Consider the following 15,367-nt stretch of genomic DNA (forward strand, 5'->3'; position numbering starts at 1 on the left):
CCGAAGGCTCGCGCAAAACATCTTGGCTGCCCATCCGCTCGACAAACCTATCGCCAGCAAGATGCGAAGGGCAAACTGGAGCAAAGACTTCTTCTATGACCTCTTTACTCATATGCGATAGCCCTGCACTTTGGGGGGAGATCAGTCGTCACCACAACCTTCGCCAATCTTCAACGCTGCAGAATTGAGCGAAGCGCGGAAGCTGCCAATCTCCCCCCTCGTGGGGGAGATGTCCGGTAGGACAGAGGGGGGCGCGGAGGATCGCCGGCGCTTGTTGAACGGCGCGCTTACGCCGCCCTCTTCCACCCATCCCGGATATGCCTGTACCCCTCCCGATAAACCGCCTCCGGGCTCTCCGAAAAATCCCGCCAAACCTTGGTCGCCGCCGCCAAATCCTTGAGCGACCTGCCAAACGCCTCGATCGTCAGCCAGTCGTCATAGCCGCTCTTGCGGATCGCCGAAAAAGTCTCCTTCCACGGAATGTTGCCACGCCCCGGCACGCCGCGATCGTTCTCCGAAATGTGGATATGCACGACATTCCGCCGGTGCTTGGTATAGGCGCCGATCGGGTCGGCCTCCTCAATATTGGCGTGGAAGGTATCGTACATCGCCTTTATGTGCGGCCGGTCGATGGCGTCGATGTGCTCGGACAGGTCGGCCATCGTGTTGAGCAGGTAGCACTCGAAACGGTTGAGCGCCTCCAGCCCGATGGTGACGTTCCTCTTGCCGGCATGGTCGCCAATGGCGCGCTGCGAGGCGACCGAGCGTTTTTTCTCGGCCGCCGTCGGCCCGCTGCCGGAAAAGGCGCCGAGCGTCGAATGCAGCGGTCCGCTCAGCTTGTCGGAACCGAGTGCCACGCTGCAGTCGATCGCCCATTTCATGTAGTCGATGCCAGCCTTGCGGGTCGCCGCATCCGGCGAAATCAGATTCATCCCCGGATCGCCCATCGCGGTCACAGCCGTGCGCTCCAGCCCGATGTGGTCGAGCATTTCGCCGAGTTTTCTGTAGTCGTCAGGCGTGCCGGCAAAGACGGGGATTTCGACGCCGTCGAAGCCTGTCGCCTTGATGTCCCTGAGCAGCGCCTCATGCTTCTTCGAGACGCTGGTCGTCCACAAAAACATACACATGCCGATTTTCATCGACATTCCCTCCCGATGTGACGGCGCGCGCTGGTTTCTGTCGCCAACTTCGCGCCATGCCCCTCATCCGGCCGCTTCGCGGCCACCTTCGCCCCTAGGGGAGAAGAGACTTGGCGTCGGCGCCACCTCTCCTCTCCCCTAGGGGAGAGGTCGGATTGTCCCGAATTGCCCTTTGCAATTCGGCTGGCAATCCGGGTGAGGGGGAGGCGCCGCCTAAAGTTTCGTCCACGCCCCATTCTTCTTCGACGACTTCACGCAGGCTTCGATAAACGCCATGCCTTCGACGCCGTCCTCGATGGTCGGGAACACCACATCCTTGCCCGGCTTGCCGCCCTTCTTGCGTGCAGCGCGGATCGCCCGCGCGGCTTCCTGGTAGATGTTGGCGAAGCCTTCGAGATAGCCCTCGGGATGGCCTGACGGGACGCGGCTGACGCGGCCGGCGACCGGCAGCGCGCCGGCGCCATTGCGGGTCAGCAGCTGCTTGGGCTGGCCGAACGGCGTGTACCAGAGATAGTTCGGATCGGCCTGTACCCATTCCAGCCCGCCCTTCGAGCCGTAGATGCGCAGCTTCAGCCCGTTCTCGTGGCCGGGCGCCACCTGGCTCGCCCAGATCATGCCTTTGGCAGGATGCGTCTTGCCGACCGGTTTGAAGCGCAGCATGACGTTGACATTGTCGTCGAGCTGGCGTCCCGGCACGAAAGCGTCGAGATCGGCCGAGAGCGAATCGAGCTCCAGTCCGGAAACGAAGCGCGCAAGATTGTAGGCGTGCGTACCGATGTCGCCGAGCGCGCCGCCCGCACCCGCCTGCTTGGGGTCGGAGCGCCAAGCCGCCTGCTTCTGGCCGGTGGCGGCAAGGTCTTCCGTCAGCCAGTCCTGCGGGTACTCGGATTGCACGATGCGGATATCGCCAAGCTGGCCCTTGGCCACCATCTCGCGCGCCTGCCGGATCATCGGATAGGCGGTGTAATTGTGCGTCAGCACGAACACCTTGCCGGTCTTTTCGACTATCGCCGCAAGCTTCTTCGCTTCGGCCAATGTCGTGGCCAGCGGCTTGTCGCAGATCACGTGGATGCCGGCTTCGAGGAAAGCTTTCGCCGCCGGCACGTGCACATTGTTGGGGGTGACGATCGCAACCGCCTCGATGCCGTCCGGACGCTTGGCTTCGGCCTTGGCCATCTCGGCATAGGAGGCGTAGCTGCGCGCCGGGTCGAGACCGAGTTCGGCGGCGGAAGCCTTGGCGCGCTCGGGATTGGCCGACAGCGCGCCGGCCACCAACACGAAGTCATTGTCCATGCGCGCCGCGATCCGGTGCACGGCGCCGATGAAAGCGCCCTGGCCGCCACCGACCATGCCATAGCGGATCGGGCCGCCTCCCGTTTCAGCTTTCGATGCGCCGACCATGATCGTCTCCCTCGTCTTGTGCGTTCTGCTTTTGGCGTCTGCCACTGCCGGCGAAGCCGGTCAGATCCCCATCATCGCGCGCAGCATCTTCTTGTCGGTTGTGCCGCCGGCGAAATCGTCGAATGCCTTTTCCGTCACGCGGATGATGTGGTGCTGGATGAAGGGCGCGCCTTCGGCAGCGCCGTCTTCCGGATGCTTCAGGCAGCACTCCCATTCCAGCACCGCCCAGGAATCGTAGCCATATTGGGTGAGCTTGGAGAAGATGCCGCCGAAATCGACCTGCCCGTCGCCCAGCGAACGGAAGCGGCCAGCGCGGTTGGTCCAGCTCTGGTAGCCGGAATAAACGCCTTGCCGTCCCGTCGGGTTGAACTCGGCATCCTTGGCGTGGAACGCTTTGATCCGCTCGTGATAGATGTCGATGAATTCGAGATAGTCGAGTTGCTGCAACAGGAAATGCGACGGGTCGTAATTGATGTTGCAGCGCTTGTGGCCGCCGACCGCGTCGAGGAACATTTCGAAGGTGGCGCCGTCGAAGATGTCTTCGCCGGGATGGATCTCATAGCCGACATCGACGCCATTCTCGTCATAAACGTCGAGGATCGGCTTCCAGCGTTTGCCAAGTTCGGCGAAGGCCTCCTCGATCAACCCGGCCGGCCGCTGTGGCCAAGGGTAAAGGTACGGGAAGGCCAGCGCCCCGGAAAACGTCACCGAAGCCTTCAGGCCCAGATTCTTCGACGCCTTGGCGCCGAACTCCATCTGCTCGACCGCCCATTTCTGCCGCGCCTTCGGGTTGTTGTGCACCGAGGCGGGCGCGAAGCCGTCGAACTGCGCGTCATAGGCGGGATGAACCGCCACCAACTGCCCCTGAAGATGCGTTGACAGTTCGGTGATCTCGACGCCGGCATCGGCACAGATGCCTTTCACTTCATCGCAATAGGTCTTGGAAGACGCCGCCTTCTTGAGGTCGAACAGGCGTGCGTCCCAGGTCGGGATCTGTACGCCCTTGTAGCCGAGACCGGCCGCCCATTTGGTGATCGAAGCCAGCGAATTGAATGGCGCGGCATCGCCCGCAAACTGCGCCAGAAACAGCCCCGGACCTTTCATTGTCGACGGCATCGGCATCCTCCCAATTCATTTTTCCAGGGACCAAGCATAGCGCCTGATGAAAGCAGGGCCAGCCTCTTTGGTCTTTTGTGATGTGCATTCTCGACTTGCCATTCTGGTATTACCAAATAGCGGAAATGGGTCAAGCCATTTGACTCGCAAGAGCAGCCGGCGGCGCACCCCAAAATGGGGAACATATACAAGCATAATCAATACAGTAAAGGGATGCCGCGATCGCACGGCGGCAGTTCTTGCCGCGTGACAAAAATTGCTGTAGACCTCCATTCAGGCCCAATTGGTCGAACCAGTTTGCGTAAAAATGCTGGAGCGCCTTGGGGAGGAATCATGAGGCGCGCTTCAGTGAGGCGCATCGCAGGCGAACTGGCACAGACGAATTCTGGGAAGGATAGACCATGCATCTTTCGACGCACAACTGGATGCGCGCGGAGCCGTTGGAGGTGACGCTGAAGCGCATCAAGAAATTCGGCTACGAGTCGATCGAGATTTCCGGCGAGCCCGAGCAGTACAAGACCAAGGAGACCCGCGCGCTGCTGAAAGAACACGGCATACGCTGCTGGGGTGCGGTGACGCTGATGCTTGGCGAACGCAACCTGGCCGCCAGGGACCAGGGTCAGCGCGAACGCTCGGTGCAGTACGTCAAGGACGTGCTGACCATGATCAGCGAGCTCGACGGCGAGATCATCACGCTTGTGCCCGCCACCGTCGGCAAGGTGGTACCGGACGGCACCGAGGAAGAGGAGTGGAAGTGGGTGGTCGACGCCACCCGCGAATGCTTCACCCATGCCAAGAAAGTCGGCGTCAAGATCGCCGTCGAGCCGCTCAACCGCTTCGAGACCTATCTGTTCAACCGCGGCGCGCAGGCCCTCGCCCTGGCCGATGCGGTGAGCCCCGAATGCGGCGTCTGCCTCGACGCCTACCACATCCACATGGAAGAATTTAACGTCTATGACGCCATCCGCCAGGTCGGCAAACGCCTGTTCGATTTCCACGTCGCCGACAACAACCGCTTCGCCGCCGGCCTCGGCCAGATCGACTGGCCACGGATCGTGCAGACGCTGAAGGAAGTCGGCTATGATGGCGCGCTGACCAACGAGTTCGTCGCGCCTGTCGACCGCACGCCGGCCGCGCCCTATCCCGACATGGTCGAGCGCCACCCGGTCGACATCTCGCCGGAGCAGTTGAAGTTCATCCAGGATCACGGCTCCAGCGTGCTGACGGAGAAATTCTACACCGACCAGATGCGCATCACCGCCGAAACAATATTGCCGCTGATCAAGTAGCCGATCCGATTTGGAATGCGCCCTTCCGCCTGCCGGCGGCGGGGCCGGGGATGACCATGCGCATCAGAAACGTCCAGGCCTGGTGGGTCCGCATACCGATCGAAGTCGCGAAGCAGCATCGCAGCGACTTCGGCCAGGTGACGACCTTCGACGCCGCCATCCTGCGCATCGAGACCGACGACGGGCTGGTCGGCTGGGGCGAAGGCAAGAACGCCGCCGGCAGCGCCGGCAGCTATGGCGCGCTGGTCCACATGCTGAACCATGAGGTCGGGCCGCAGCTAATCGGCCGCGACCCCGCCGACATCGGCGTCATCTGGGAGATGCTCTACAATGGCGTGCGCCACGAGACAGCCGCGCATGCCGGCCACGCCATGCCGCAACTGGCGCGGCGCGGCATGAGCGTGGCAGCAATCAGTGCCGTCGACATTGCGCTGTGGGATATCCTCGGCAAGTCGCTCGGCCAGCCCGTCTGGCGGCTTATCGGCGGCCGCAAGCTCGATCGCATGCAGGCCTACGCCTCCGGCGGCTGGGCTGCCGCCGACGCCATCGGCGAGCAACTCAAATCCTACATCGCCAAGGGCGGCTTCAAGGCGCTGAAGATGCGCATCGGCGCCATGGACGGCGCCCCGCACATTTCCGCCGCCCGAGTCCGCGCCGCCCGGGAGGCGCTCGGCCCCGATGTCGAACTGATGGTCGATGCCCACGGCACCTATACGGTGGCTGAGGCCAAGCGCTTCATCAGCTTGGCTAGCGATCTCGACCTCGCCTGGTTCGAGGAGCCGGTCATCGCCGACGACAAGCCTGGCATGGCCGAGGTTCGCGCCTCGGGCTCGATCCCGATCGCCACCGGCGAAAGCGAGGCGACGCGCTACGCCTTCCGCGATCTCGCCGTGCTAAAATCGGCCGACATCTTCCAGCCCGATCCGGCCTTTTGCGGCGGCATCAGCGAAGCCATGAAGATCGGCACCATTGCCAGCGCCTTCAATCTGCGCTTTGCCCCGCATCTGTGGGCCGGCGCGCCTTGCTTCTTTGCCGGCCTGCATGTCTGCGCTGCTTCGCCGGCTAGCTTCACCGTCGAATATTCGCTCGGCGCCAACCCGATGATCCACGATCTTGTCGAAGAGACTGTCGAAGCAAAAGACGGTATGATAGCGATCCCTGAAAAGCCGGGTCTGGGATTCACCATTTCGGAGCGGTTCCTGGAGGCGCACGCGCAACGCAGTTGACGATGAAAGAAAAGAACCTTCTCGCCGAACTCGCCGCCTATCTGTTCTCCCATTCGGACAAGGAGACCGGCCGCACGCCCTCGGAGCGCGAACTGGCCGAGCATTTCAGCGTCAGCCGCGGTCAGATCCGCGAGGCGCTGGCCATTCTCGAAGCCATGCGCATCGTCGAACGCCGCGCCAAATCCGGCATCTATGTCGACACCAGGCAGGCTAGCGTCGAGGCGCTGGCGCTGTTCGCGCGCGCGGGCTTGCCGCTCGATCCGGTGCAGATCTACGAGACCGTCGAGCTGCGCAAGATCCACGAGATCAAGGCCGCCGAACTTGCCTGTTCGCGCGCCACAGAGGAGAATTTCGAACGCCTGCGCGAGATCCTGAAAGCTTCCGAAGAGCGCATCGCCGCCGGCGAGGGTCTCGCCAAGGAGGACCGTGAATTCCATCTCGAAATCGTGCGGGCAACCAAGAACGGCGTCTTCCACAACATCTGTAGCGTCTACTATCTGATGGGCGAGCTGCGCCTGCCGATCTACTTCAACGACCCCGAGCGCTCAGTGCGCTCGCATGCCGAGCACATCCAGATCTACGAGGCGCTGCTGCGCCGCGACGGCAATCTCGCCCAGGCGCTGATGAGCGCCCATCTGCAAGGCGCCGAAAGCTACTGGAAGGGGATCATCGAGGGCCGGGGCATGGAGCAGAAAAACGCCACACTCGAAAAGGTCTAGAGCAATTCCGGGAAAAGTGTGAAACGGTTTTCCCCGGGAAAAGCGTGCAGCGCTTTCCCTTGGGATTGCGATAAAAACGGGAGCACCATGCCCAGAATCCTGTCGACGCACACGCTGCATCCGCGTGCCTCCGCCATGCTGGTCGGCGCCGGCGAACTCGTCGTCGCCTCCGCGCTTGACCCCGAAACGCTGACCGCGGAAGCGAAGAACGCCGACGTCATCATCGTGCGCGCGCCGCTGCCGCCGGCGCTGTTCGAAAACGCAACGAAGCTTCGGGCAGCAGTCCGTCACGGCGCCGGCCTCGACATGGTGCCGATGGAGGCCGCCGCCGCGGCCGGCGTGCTGGTCGCCAATGTGCCGGCGGTCAATGCGCGCTCGGTCGCCGAATATGTGATGTTCGCGGCGCTTGCTTTGCTTCGCCGCTTCCGCTCGGTCGACCGCGACCTGCGCGCCAAAGGCTGGAATGCCGGCCGCGACCACGCCAGCCATGCCAGTGAGCTTGCCGGCAAGACCATCGGCATTATCGGCTTCGGCGCCATCGGCCAGGCGGTCGGCCATATCGCCGCGCACGGCTTCGGCCTCAACGTGGTGGCGACGACGCGCAGCATGCAGCCGGCCCCCGACAGGATCGGCTTCCTGTCGATCGACGCGCTGGTCGAACAGAGCGACATCATCGTGTTGTGTTGCCCGCTTACGCCGGAGACACGCGGCCTGATCAACCGCGAGCGCATCGCCCGCATGAAGCCCGACGCGCTTTTGATCAACATTTCGCGCGGGCCTGTGATCGACGACGACGCGCTGATCGAGGCCTTGCGCAAGGACCGCATTGGCGGCGCCGCGCTCGACGTCTTTGCCACGCAGCCGCTGCCGGCAAATCACCCCTATTTCGGCTTTGACAATGTCATCGTCACCCCGCATATGGCGGGCATTACCGAGCAGTCGATGATGCGCATGGGTGTGGGTGCTGCCGGCGAGACCTTGCTGGTGCTGGCCAACCGGCTGCCGGTCAATCTGCGCAATCCCGACGTGGTCGAGCACTACCGCAGGCGGTTTCCGGCCGACTGACGGTTCTGCGACCCGCCTCAATTTTCGCGGATTTGGCGACGAGCTTCGCCGACATGGCCCAAAGCGTTACCCGAATTCTTGTTCTGATTGCCGGCATCTGCATGGCAGCTACCGAGGCTCAGGCCGATGGGCAAGGCAGCTACGTGCCTTGCGACAACGGCCTGCGGTGCGTGATGGCGCCCTGCCCTTCCACCAGCGCGCTTGACCTCACCACTGGCAAGGTCGTCAAGGGCGTGTGGGTCGATATTGACGGCCTGCCGCAGCAGGACAAGGCGCTCGACCTTCCGGACAAACTCTATGCCGGCAAGCTCGTTGTCGCAGGTACCATCGAGAACCGGCCGCACAGCTTCAACGGCAAGCAGTACAGCCTGCCGACATTGGTCGCGACCGGCATCGAACGCACAGCCAAGGACAGCGAACGCAAGCACTGCTCGCCGCGCTGATACTGGACGCCGGTCAGAACAGCCTTTCGACCTCAGCCGCGATGCGCAGCAAATGATGGTCATGGCCGTTGCGCGCCACCAGCATCAGCCCGGCCGGCAACGTCATATCGGGCATCGGCAGCGAGATGGCGCAGAGGTCGAACTGGTTGGCGACCTGCGTGTTGCGCAACAGCAGGCTTTCGGCCTTGTTGCGCAGCGCTTCGTCGCCGGCCATGGTGGCGATCGAGGGCGCGACGATTGGCACGGTCGGCAGGGCAAGCACATCGATCGACGCCAGGCGCTCGGCCATGGCGGCGGCTAGCTCGCCGCAGCGGCGGATGGACCTGATATAGACCGATGCAGGAATGGCGAGTGCTCGCGAAAGCGGCCCGCTGACATGCGGGTCCACCGGAACCGATGCTCCGACGGACAGCCAGTCGGCATGAACCTCGGCACCTTCCATCGATGCGATCGAGGCGCGTTTGGTCGCCGTGCGCATCTCGGCAATCAGATCGTCGATCAACAGGTCGACGACGTGCACGCCGCTTTGCTCCAGCGCGCTCAAGCATCGCTCGAAGCCTGCCGCGACCTCCGGCTCCGTCTCGTCGAACAGCACACCGCGCGGGACGCCAACGCGGAGGCCGGCAACTGACAGTGGCAGATGCAGCGGCGGGAGTTCGTCCCCTGACATGACGGCGTCGGCGACCGCGCAGGCGGCGACGCTCAGCGCGAGCGGCCCAATCGAATCCAGCGTCGCTGACAGGGGATAGGCGCCGGTCAACGGCACCCGCCGAGCCGTCGGCTTGAAGCCGACGACGCCGTTCAGCGATGCCGGGATGCGCACCGAGCCGCCAGTATCCGAGCCGATGGCGATGTCGCATGTGCCCTCGGCCACGGAAACGCCGGCGCCCGAGGACGAGCCGCCGGGAATGCGGCTCGCGTCGGCGGCATTGCCGGGTGTGCCATAGTGCTGGTTGTCGCCGATCGCGGTGAAGGCGAATTCGGTCATGTTGGTCTTGCCGATGATGACAGTGCCGGCCTGCCGCAGCCGGTTGACGATTGCCGCGTCGTGCCGGCGAGGTGCGGTGTCCCTTAGCATCAGTGAACCGGCCGTGGTCGGTTCGCCGGCGACATCGAACAGATCCTTGATCGAGACAATGGTGCCGTCGAGTGGCCCGAGGCTCACGCCGGCCCGTTTGCGAGCATCGCTGGCATCGGCCGCGGCCCGCGCGGCTTCGGCATAGACCTTGGTGTAGACCTTCTCTTCTGCCGCACGATTGGCAAGACGTGACAGGATGATTTCGAGATGATCGCGGATTGATTGCATGTCGATGTCGGACTCCGCCAGGATGCAACGTCTTTAAAGCAAGCACAGAGAGTTCAAGCGGCAGGTTGGGCCTGCGGAAGGGATAACCCGGCCAGCGTGCCTTTGCACCTGCCAGCGATAGGAAGAGACCGATGCTGTACAAAGGCAGCTGCCACTGCGGCAAGGTGGCGTTCGAATTCAAGGCAGAGCTGACCGGCGCCGTGCGGTGCAATTGTTCGATCTGCTCGCGTAAGGGCGCGCTTCTATGCGCTATCCCGCATGCCAGCCTGACCGTGCTGGCCTGGGGTGATGATCTCGGCACCTATACATTCGGCAATCATGCGATGGCGCATCGCTTCTGCCGCACCTGCGGCATCCATCCCTTTGCCGAGGATGTTCGCGAAGGCAGTGAACGCAGTGCCTATATCAACATCCACTGCGTCGCCGATATCGACCCATCCTCCCTGTCGATCTTTGACTTCGACGGCCGCTCGGTCTGAAACCTACTCGGTAGCCTCATCACAACAGCAGCCCGAAAACCGCGATGGTCCTCGGGCCGCTGCCAGCGATGGTTTTCGGGCTAGATTACCCAGCGCTTTTCGGGCCGCGCGCGAACACCAGGATCGCTGCCAGCAAGGTCGCAGCGCCGCAATAGGCGAAGGCGCTGGCCACACCGGCATTGTCGACCAGCAGGCCGCCGAAGACAGCGCCCAGCGCAATCGCCACCTGGAAGGTCGACACCATCAGCGGCGACCCGCTGACCGACATGCTGCGCGGCTTGCGCCTCGACGGCGTCGACTATGGCCGCTGCGTGCTTGGCGAGCCCTGGGCCGTGTCCTTTCCCGCGCAGAAAGCGGCGCGGTTCCATTTCATGGGACAGCAAAGCTGCTGGCTGTTTTCGCCGTCGAAGGAGTGGATCGAACTGTCGGTGGGCGACGCGCTGCTGATCCCGCGCGGCGACGAGCATATTCTGGCCAGCGCGCCAGGCGTGCCACCCGTTCCGATCGGCCGCTACTCGATCGAACCGGTATGCGAGAACATCTACGACGTCTCCAACGGCTGCGATGGCTGCAAGACGTTGTTGTTCTGTGGCAGCATGCACTTCAACCTCGACGGCTCGCACCCGCTGCTCGACATGATGCCCAATCTGATGCAGGCGCATAAGCTCATGACCAACGCGCCAGGCATCCAGCATTTGCTCGATGCCATGGCCGGCGAGGTGACGATGGACCGGGTCGGCTCCGGCGGCATTCTGGCGCGTCTTGCCGATGTGCTCGCCGCCACCATCATCCGCTCCTGGGTGGAGAATGGCTGCGGCGATGCCTCCGGCTGGATTGCCGCCGTGCGCAATCCCGATGTCGGCAAGGTGCTCGCCGCCATTCACCTGCAGCCCGACCGCGACTGGACGGTCGAGGCGCTGGCAAGGCTGATGGGCGCCTCGCGCTCCGCCTTCGCCCAGCGCTTTGCCACCGTCGTCGGCGAAACTCCGGCCAAATATGTGCTGCGCGTGCGCATGCACCAGGCCCGGCAATGGCTTACCCGCGACGGTTTGAGAGTGTCGGTGGCGGCGGCGAAACTGGGGCTACGATTCGGAGGCTTCCTTCAGCCGCGCCTTCAAGCGGGTGATGGGCGTCGCACCGAGCCATCTGCGCAACACCGGCGGCGGCGACATCCACTCGTAAGATTCGGGGACGTCCCGCCAGCCCCTCTGCGGCTGGAGAAATTGCCAAACCTTTTGGACGGCATGTCATTGCAGGCGCGACCAACCTCCATAGTCTCGCAGGCGGAGGAACCACCATGTCCAGTCGCTCTGCGCTTCTAGCGCTCGCCATTCTGTGCATCTTTCCCGCTCGCGCCTTCGCCCTCGAGGACAGCTACCTGCCGGCCGACAAGATTCCCTATGTCGCCGAAGTGCCCGACCAGCCGCATCGCCTTGGCCCATTATGGGGCGAGCGGGCCAAGGGGCCGGCCGGCACCTTGCTGAAAGTTCCCGGAAACTGGCGCGCGCCGGTGCATGCGCACACCGCCGACTACCGCGCAGTGGTGATCAAGGGGCTGTGGGCGCACTGGCAGATGGAGAGCGGCGAAGCGACCAAGGTCGAACTGCCGCCAGGGTCCTACTGGACCCAAAAGGCCAATGAGATGCACGACGACGCCTGCCTGTCGGAGACGGAGTGCGTGATCCTGCTGATCAACGACACGCCCTACGAGACCTATTTCCAGAAATAGCCACACGATCGCCTGTAGATTCGTGACAGGTCAGCCGCCGGCGTAGAGTGCACAAGGGGTCAGCTGGCGTGGCGCAGGCTTACGCCGCTGCCCTTGTCGAACAGCACGACCTTGTCCGCATTCCACGCGAAGCGCACCGATTGCTCGATCGCCACATCGGTCCTGGCCGGCACGGTGGCGCGCAGCGTCGTGTCGCCGACCCGCAGAGTCAGGATCTTTTCCACGCCATGGTTCTCGACATCGTGGACGCGCGCCTCGACCGGTGCACCACTCTCCAGATAGACGTCTTCCGGACGGATGCCGAAGACGAGCGGGCGCCCTTCGGTCGCCGCGCCCGCTTTCGCCCCTCCAAAACCCTTGGCTCCCCCTGAAAGCGGCAGCTCGAAATTCATCGGCGCCATCACCGCGCGATTATCCACCAGCCGGCCGTCGATGAGGTTCATCGGCGGCGAGCCGACGAAGCTCGCCACATAGGTATCGCGCGGATTGTTGTAGATCTCGTGCGGCGTGCCGGTCTGCACGATGCGGCCGTGGTTCAACACGCCGACCTTGTCGCCCATCGACATCGCCTCGATCTGGTCGTGGGTGACGAACAGGAAGGTGGCGCCGAGCTGTATCTGCAGGTTCTTCAGCTCCGTCCGTAGCGCCTCGCGCAGCTTGGCGTCGAGCGCCGACAGCGGCTCGTCCATCAGGAACACGCGCGGCTTGCGCACGATGGCGCGGCCGATCGAAACGCGCTGCATTTCGCCGCCTGAGAGGCGATCGGTCTTGCGGTCGAGAAGATGCTCGATCCGCAGTGTCTTGGCGGCCCGCCCAACGCGGTCCTTGATCTCGGCATCGGGCAGCCGGCGGATCTTCGGCTTCAGCGGGAATTCCAGGTTCTCGCGCACGGTATAACGCGGGTAGAGCGAATATTGCTGCAGCACCAGTGCCACGTCGCGCTCGGCCGCACCCCAGTCGGCGACATCGACGCCGTCGATGAACACCTGGCCTTCCGTCGGCTTTTCGAGGCCGGCGACCATGCGCAGCGTCGTCGTCTTGCCGGCTCCCGTCTCGCCGAGCAGCACGAAGAACTCGCCATCGGCGATCTCGAGATTGAGCCCGGTCAGCGCGGTGTGGTTGCCGAAGCTCTTGGATATATTCTTGAGCTGGATATGCGCCATCAGAGCCTCACCCCAAGCGACTTGCCGCTTGCCGTATCGAAGAAATGCGCCTGCGTCGGATCGATCCTGGCGAAGACCCTTTCGCCGGGGCCACCGACGAAGCCGCTCTTGGTGCGGGCACGCAGCATTTTGGAGCCGACCTTGAGGTCGACAATGTCGAAGGAGCCGAGCGGCTCGACGATCTGCGTTTCGACCGGCAGGAAGCCCTCCGCCGCTTCATGGCGCACCAGCACGCCTTCGGGCCGTATGCCGAGCGCCAGCTGGCCGCCGGCATGGCCATTGAGCCTGGACAGAAGAGCCCGCGGGAATTCGAAACCGGCGGCAGCACCACCGACGGTGACCGAGGCCGAGGACGCTGTTTCTGCGACCGACGCATCGGCGACATTCATCACCGGGCTGCCGACGAACTGCGCCACGAACAGATTGGCCGGATGCGAATAGACCTCGTCTGGCGAGCCGACCTGCTGCAACACGCCCTCATGCATGATGACGATGCGATCGGCGAGGCTCATCGCCTCGATCTGGTCATGCGTGACATAGATGGTGGTCGAGCCCTGCTTGATGTGCAGCCGCTTGATCTCGGCGCGCATCTCCTCGCGCAATTTGGCGTCGAGCGCGCCGATCGGTTCGTCCATCAGCATCGCCTTGGGGCGCCGCACCAGCGCCCTGCCGATAGCGACGCGCTGCATGTCGCCGCCCGACAGCGCCGACGGCTTCTTGGCCAGGAGGCCGGTGATCTGCAGCGTCTTGGCGACCGAGCGCACTTCCTGGTCGATCTCAGCCTTGCTCTTTCGCGTTGCCCTGAGTGGGAAAGCAACATTCTCGTAGACGCTCATATGCGGATAGAGCGAGAACGACTGGAACACCATGGCGATGTCGCGGTCGGCGGCCTTGAGATGCTGCACCGGCTTGCCGTCGATCAGTATATCGCCGCCATCGATCGTCTCCAGCCCGGCAATGGCGCGCAGCGTCGTCGTCTTGCCGCAGCCGGACTGGCCGAGCAGCACGATGAATTCGTTGTCGTTGATTTTGAGGTTGAGGTCCTTGATGACCTGGACGGCGCCGAAGAATTTCTGAACGCCACGAAGCTCGATCTGGGTCAATGCGGTGCTCCCGGATTTCGCGCCGGCTCGTCCGCGCCGTGGCCAGTGCCGGCCTTCTCTTCCGGCGCGATCTTTGAGGTGATGTTGAAGCCGATCAGGCCGATCAGGATGATGGTCACGCCATAACTATGCAGCAGCATGTTCCAGGGCTGGCAGAGCGCGATGATGCCGAGCACCATCAGCACCTGGCTTCCGGGTTCTAGATATTTCTGGTTGATGGCGCGAAAGCTCATTTGCGGATCGCTCCGAAAGACATGCCGCGCAGCAGGTGATTGCGCAGCAGGAAGGTGAAGATCGCGACCGGCAGCAGGAACAGGAAGGTGCCGGCGGCAATCACCGTCCAGTCCGGCAGGCCGGAGCCGACCTGGCTGGGGATGAAGGGCGGTGCCGTTTGGGCACGGCGGCTGGTCATGATCAGTGCGAAGGCATATTCGTTCCAAGCCGTGATAAAGCAGAAGACGGCGGTGGCAGCGATGCCGGTGGCGGCCTCGGGCAGCACGATCTTGAAGAAGGCCTCCATGCGGGTATAGCCATCGACGAGCGCCGCCTCCTCATATTCCTTCGGGATCTCGTCCATGAAGCCTTTCATCAGCCAGACCGAGAAGGACAGGTTGAAAGCGGTATAGAGAATGACCAGGCCGAGATGGGAATCGTTGAGCCCGACCGCGCGGTACATCAGGAACATGGGGATGGCGACGACCACCGGCGGCAGCATGCGTGTCGACAGGATGAAGAAGAGCAGGTCCGCCTCCCCCTTCACCTTGAAGCGCGAGAAGCCGTAGGCGGTGAACGTGCCCATGCCGACCGCCAGTACGGTCGAGGTTATGGCCACGATCAACGAGTTCATGAAGCGGCTCGGATAGCCGGACCACTGCACTTCGCCCTTGCCGTCGCGCACGATCTTTTCGCCACCGTCGAAAACGACCCGCTCCCACCAGGGAGCGGCTGCATACTCTTCCGGCGACGCCGGGTTGCGCATCTGCGAGCGCTTGGCGAACAGCTTCACGAAGGGCGATATTTCCGGCTGGAAGACGACCGTCGGCGGGATGGTGGTGGCGAGATTGCGCGGCTTGAACGCCGTCGAGGCAATCCAGTAGATCGGCGCCAGGAAGATGATCGTCACCAGCAGGACAGCGACGATGGCGACGCGGTTGAAGCCTATTTCGGAAGAAGTGCGGACGGCGGCCAT

General features: G+C 63.4%; 15 protein-coding genes and 2 pseudogenes. 8 read left to right on the top strand and 9 right to left on the bottom strand.

Features of this window, described 5'->3' with window-relative positions; genetic code table 11:
• Nucleotides 1-287 precede the first annotated feature (287 nt).
• The 3 genes from JQK88_RS30775 to JQK88_RS30785 all read right to left on the bottom strand — a co-directional run bounded on the left by JQK88_RS30775 (nt 288) and on the right by JQK88_RS30785 (nt 3,656).
• Nucleotides 288-1,139, bottom strand: a complete 852-nt coding sequence (locus JQK88_RS30775) for a sugar phosphate isomerase/epimerase family protein (RefSeq protein ID WP_192259228.1) — start codon at nt 1,137-1,139, stop codon at nt 288-290.
• 213 nt (nt 1,140-1,352) lie between these two features.
• On the bottom strand, nt 1,353-2,540 hold the full coding sequence (locus JQK88_RS30780; protein WP_192259229.1) for a Gfo/Idh/MocA family protein: 1,188 nt from the start codon (nt 2,538-2,540) through the stop codon (nt 1,353-1,355).
• Nucleotides 2,541-2,600: 60 nt separating this feature from the next.
• On the bottom strand, nt 2,601-3,656 hold the full coding sequence (locus JQK88_RS30785) for a sugar phosphate isomerase/epimerase family protein (protein WP_192259230.1): 1,056 nt from the start codon (nt 3,654-3,656) through the stop codon (nt 2,601-2,603).
• A gap of 401 nt (nt 3,657-4,057) precedes the next feature.
• Here JQK88_RS30785 and JQK88_RS30790 point away from each other — a divergent pair, with 401 nt between their 5' ends.
• From JQK88_RS30790 to JQK88_RS30810, 5 genes are all read left to right on the top strand, one after another.
• Nucleotides 4,058-4,945 (top strand): sugar phosphate isomerase/epimerase family protein, encoded by an 888-nt coding sequence (locus tag JQK88_RS30790; RefSeq protein ID WP_112562828.1) that lies wholly within the window; start codon nt 4,058-4,060, stop codon nt 4,943-4,945.
• A gap of 56 nt (nt 4,946-5,001) precedes the next feature.
• Nucleotides 5,002-6,171 (top strand): mandelate racemase/muconate lactonizing enzyme family protein, encoded by a 1,170-nt coding sequence (locus JQK88_RS30795; RefSeq protein ID WP_203280429.1) that lies wholly within the window; start codon nt 5,002-5,004, stop codon nt 6,169-6,171.
• Nucleotides 6,172-6,173: 2 nt separating this feature from the next.
• Nucleotides 6,174-6,890, top strand: a complete 717-nt coding sequence (locus JQK88_RS30800) for a FadR/GntR family transcriptional regulator (protein WP_192259232.1) — start codon at nt 6,174-6,176, stop codon at nt 6,888-6,890.
• 87 nt (nt 6,891-6,977) lie between these two features.
• On the top strand, nt 6,978-7,955 hold the full coding sequence (locus JQK88_RS30805; RefSeq protein ID WP_192259233.1) for an NAD(P)-dependent oxidoreductase: 978 nt from the start codon (nt 6,978-6,980) through the stop codon (nt 7,953-7,955).
• A 53-nt stretch (nt 7,956-8,008) separates the two neighbouring features.
• On the top strand, nt 8,009-8,398 hold the full coding sequence (locus JQK88_RS30810) for a hypothetical protein (protein WP_192259234.1): 390 nt from the start codon (nt 8,009-8,011) through the stop codon (nt 8,396-8,398).
• 13 nt (nt 8,399-8,411) lie between these two features.
• Here JQK88_RS30810 and JQK88_RS30815 read toward each other — a convergent pair whose 3' ends face one another.
• Nucleotides 8,412-9,704, bottom strand: coding sequence for an amidase (locus JQK88_RS30815; RefSeq protein ID WP_203280430.1), 1,293 nt, complete (start codon nt 9,702-9,704; stop codon nt 8,412-8,414).
• A gap of 131 nt (nt 9,705-9,835) precedes the next feature.
• Between JQK88_RS30815 and JQK88_RS30820 the strand changes: the two genes are divergently transcribed.
• Entirely contained in the window at nt 9,836-10,183 is a 348-nt protein-coding gene (locus JQK88_RS30820; RefSeq protein ID WP_203280431.1) for a GFA family protein, read from the top strand.
• A gap of 85 nt (nt 10,184-10,268) precedes the next feature.
• Here the strand turns inward: JQK88_RS30820 and JQK88_RS30825 are convergent.
• Nucleotides 10,269-10,442: pseudogene (locus JQK88_RS30825) on the bottom strand (MFS transporter); the annotation flags it as partial.
• Between the two features lie 7 nt (nt 10,443-10,449).
• Here JQK88_RS30825 and JQK88_RS30830 point away from each other — a divergent pair.
• Nucleotides 10,450-11,365: pseudogene (locus tag JQK88_RS30830) on the top strand (AraC family transcriptional regulator).
• 115 nt (nt 11,366-11,480) lie between these two features.
• Nucleotides 11,481-11,912, top strand: coding sequence for a DUF4437 domain-containing protein (locus JQK88_RS30835; protein ID WP_203280432.1), 432 nt, complete (start codon nt 11,481-11,483; stop codon nt 11,910-11,912).
• Nucleotides 11,913-11,971: 59 nt separating this feature from the next.
• On the opposite strand, the gene JQK88_RS30840 is transcribed toward JQK88_RS30835, so the two are convergent.
• The 4 genes from JQK88_RS30840 to JQK88_RS30855 are packed head-to-tail and all read right to left on the bottom strand — an operon-like array spanning nt 11,972 to nt 15,367.
• Nucleotides 11,972-13,075, bottom strand: coding sequence for an ABC transporter ATP-binding protein (locus JQK88_RS30840; protein WP_203280433.1), 1,104 nt, complete (start codon nt 13,073-13,075; stop codon nt 11,972-11,974).
• Entirely contained in the window at nt 13,075-14,178 is a 1,104-nt protein-coding gene (locus tag JQK88_RS30845) for an ABC transporter ATP-binding protein (protein WP_203280434.1), read from the bottom strand. The genes JQK88_RS30840 and JQK88_RS30845 overlap by 1 nt, the downstream gene beginning before the upstream one ends.
• A complete protein-coding gene (locus JQK88_RS30850; RefSeq protein ID WP_203280435.1) occupies nt 14,175-14,411 on the bottom strand; it encodes a hypothetical protein in 237 nt (78 codons plus the stop codon). Before JQK88_RS30850 ends, JQK88_RS30845 begins: the two co-directional genes overlap by 4 nt.
• On the bottom strand, nt 14,408-15,367 hold the full coding sequence (locus tag JQK88_RS30855) for a carbohydrate ABC transporter permease (RefSeq protein WP_203280436.1): 960 nt from the start codon (nt 15,365-15,367) through the stop codon (nt 14,408-14,410). The genes JQK88_RS30850 and JQK88_RS30855 overlap by 4 nt, the downstream gene beginning before the upstream one ends.

This window comes from Mesorhizobium caraganae (assembly GCF_016836705.1).
GTDB lineage: Bacteria > Pseudomonadota > Alphaproteobacteria > Rhizobiales > Rhizobiaceae > Mesorhizobium > Mesorhizobium caraganae.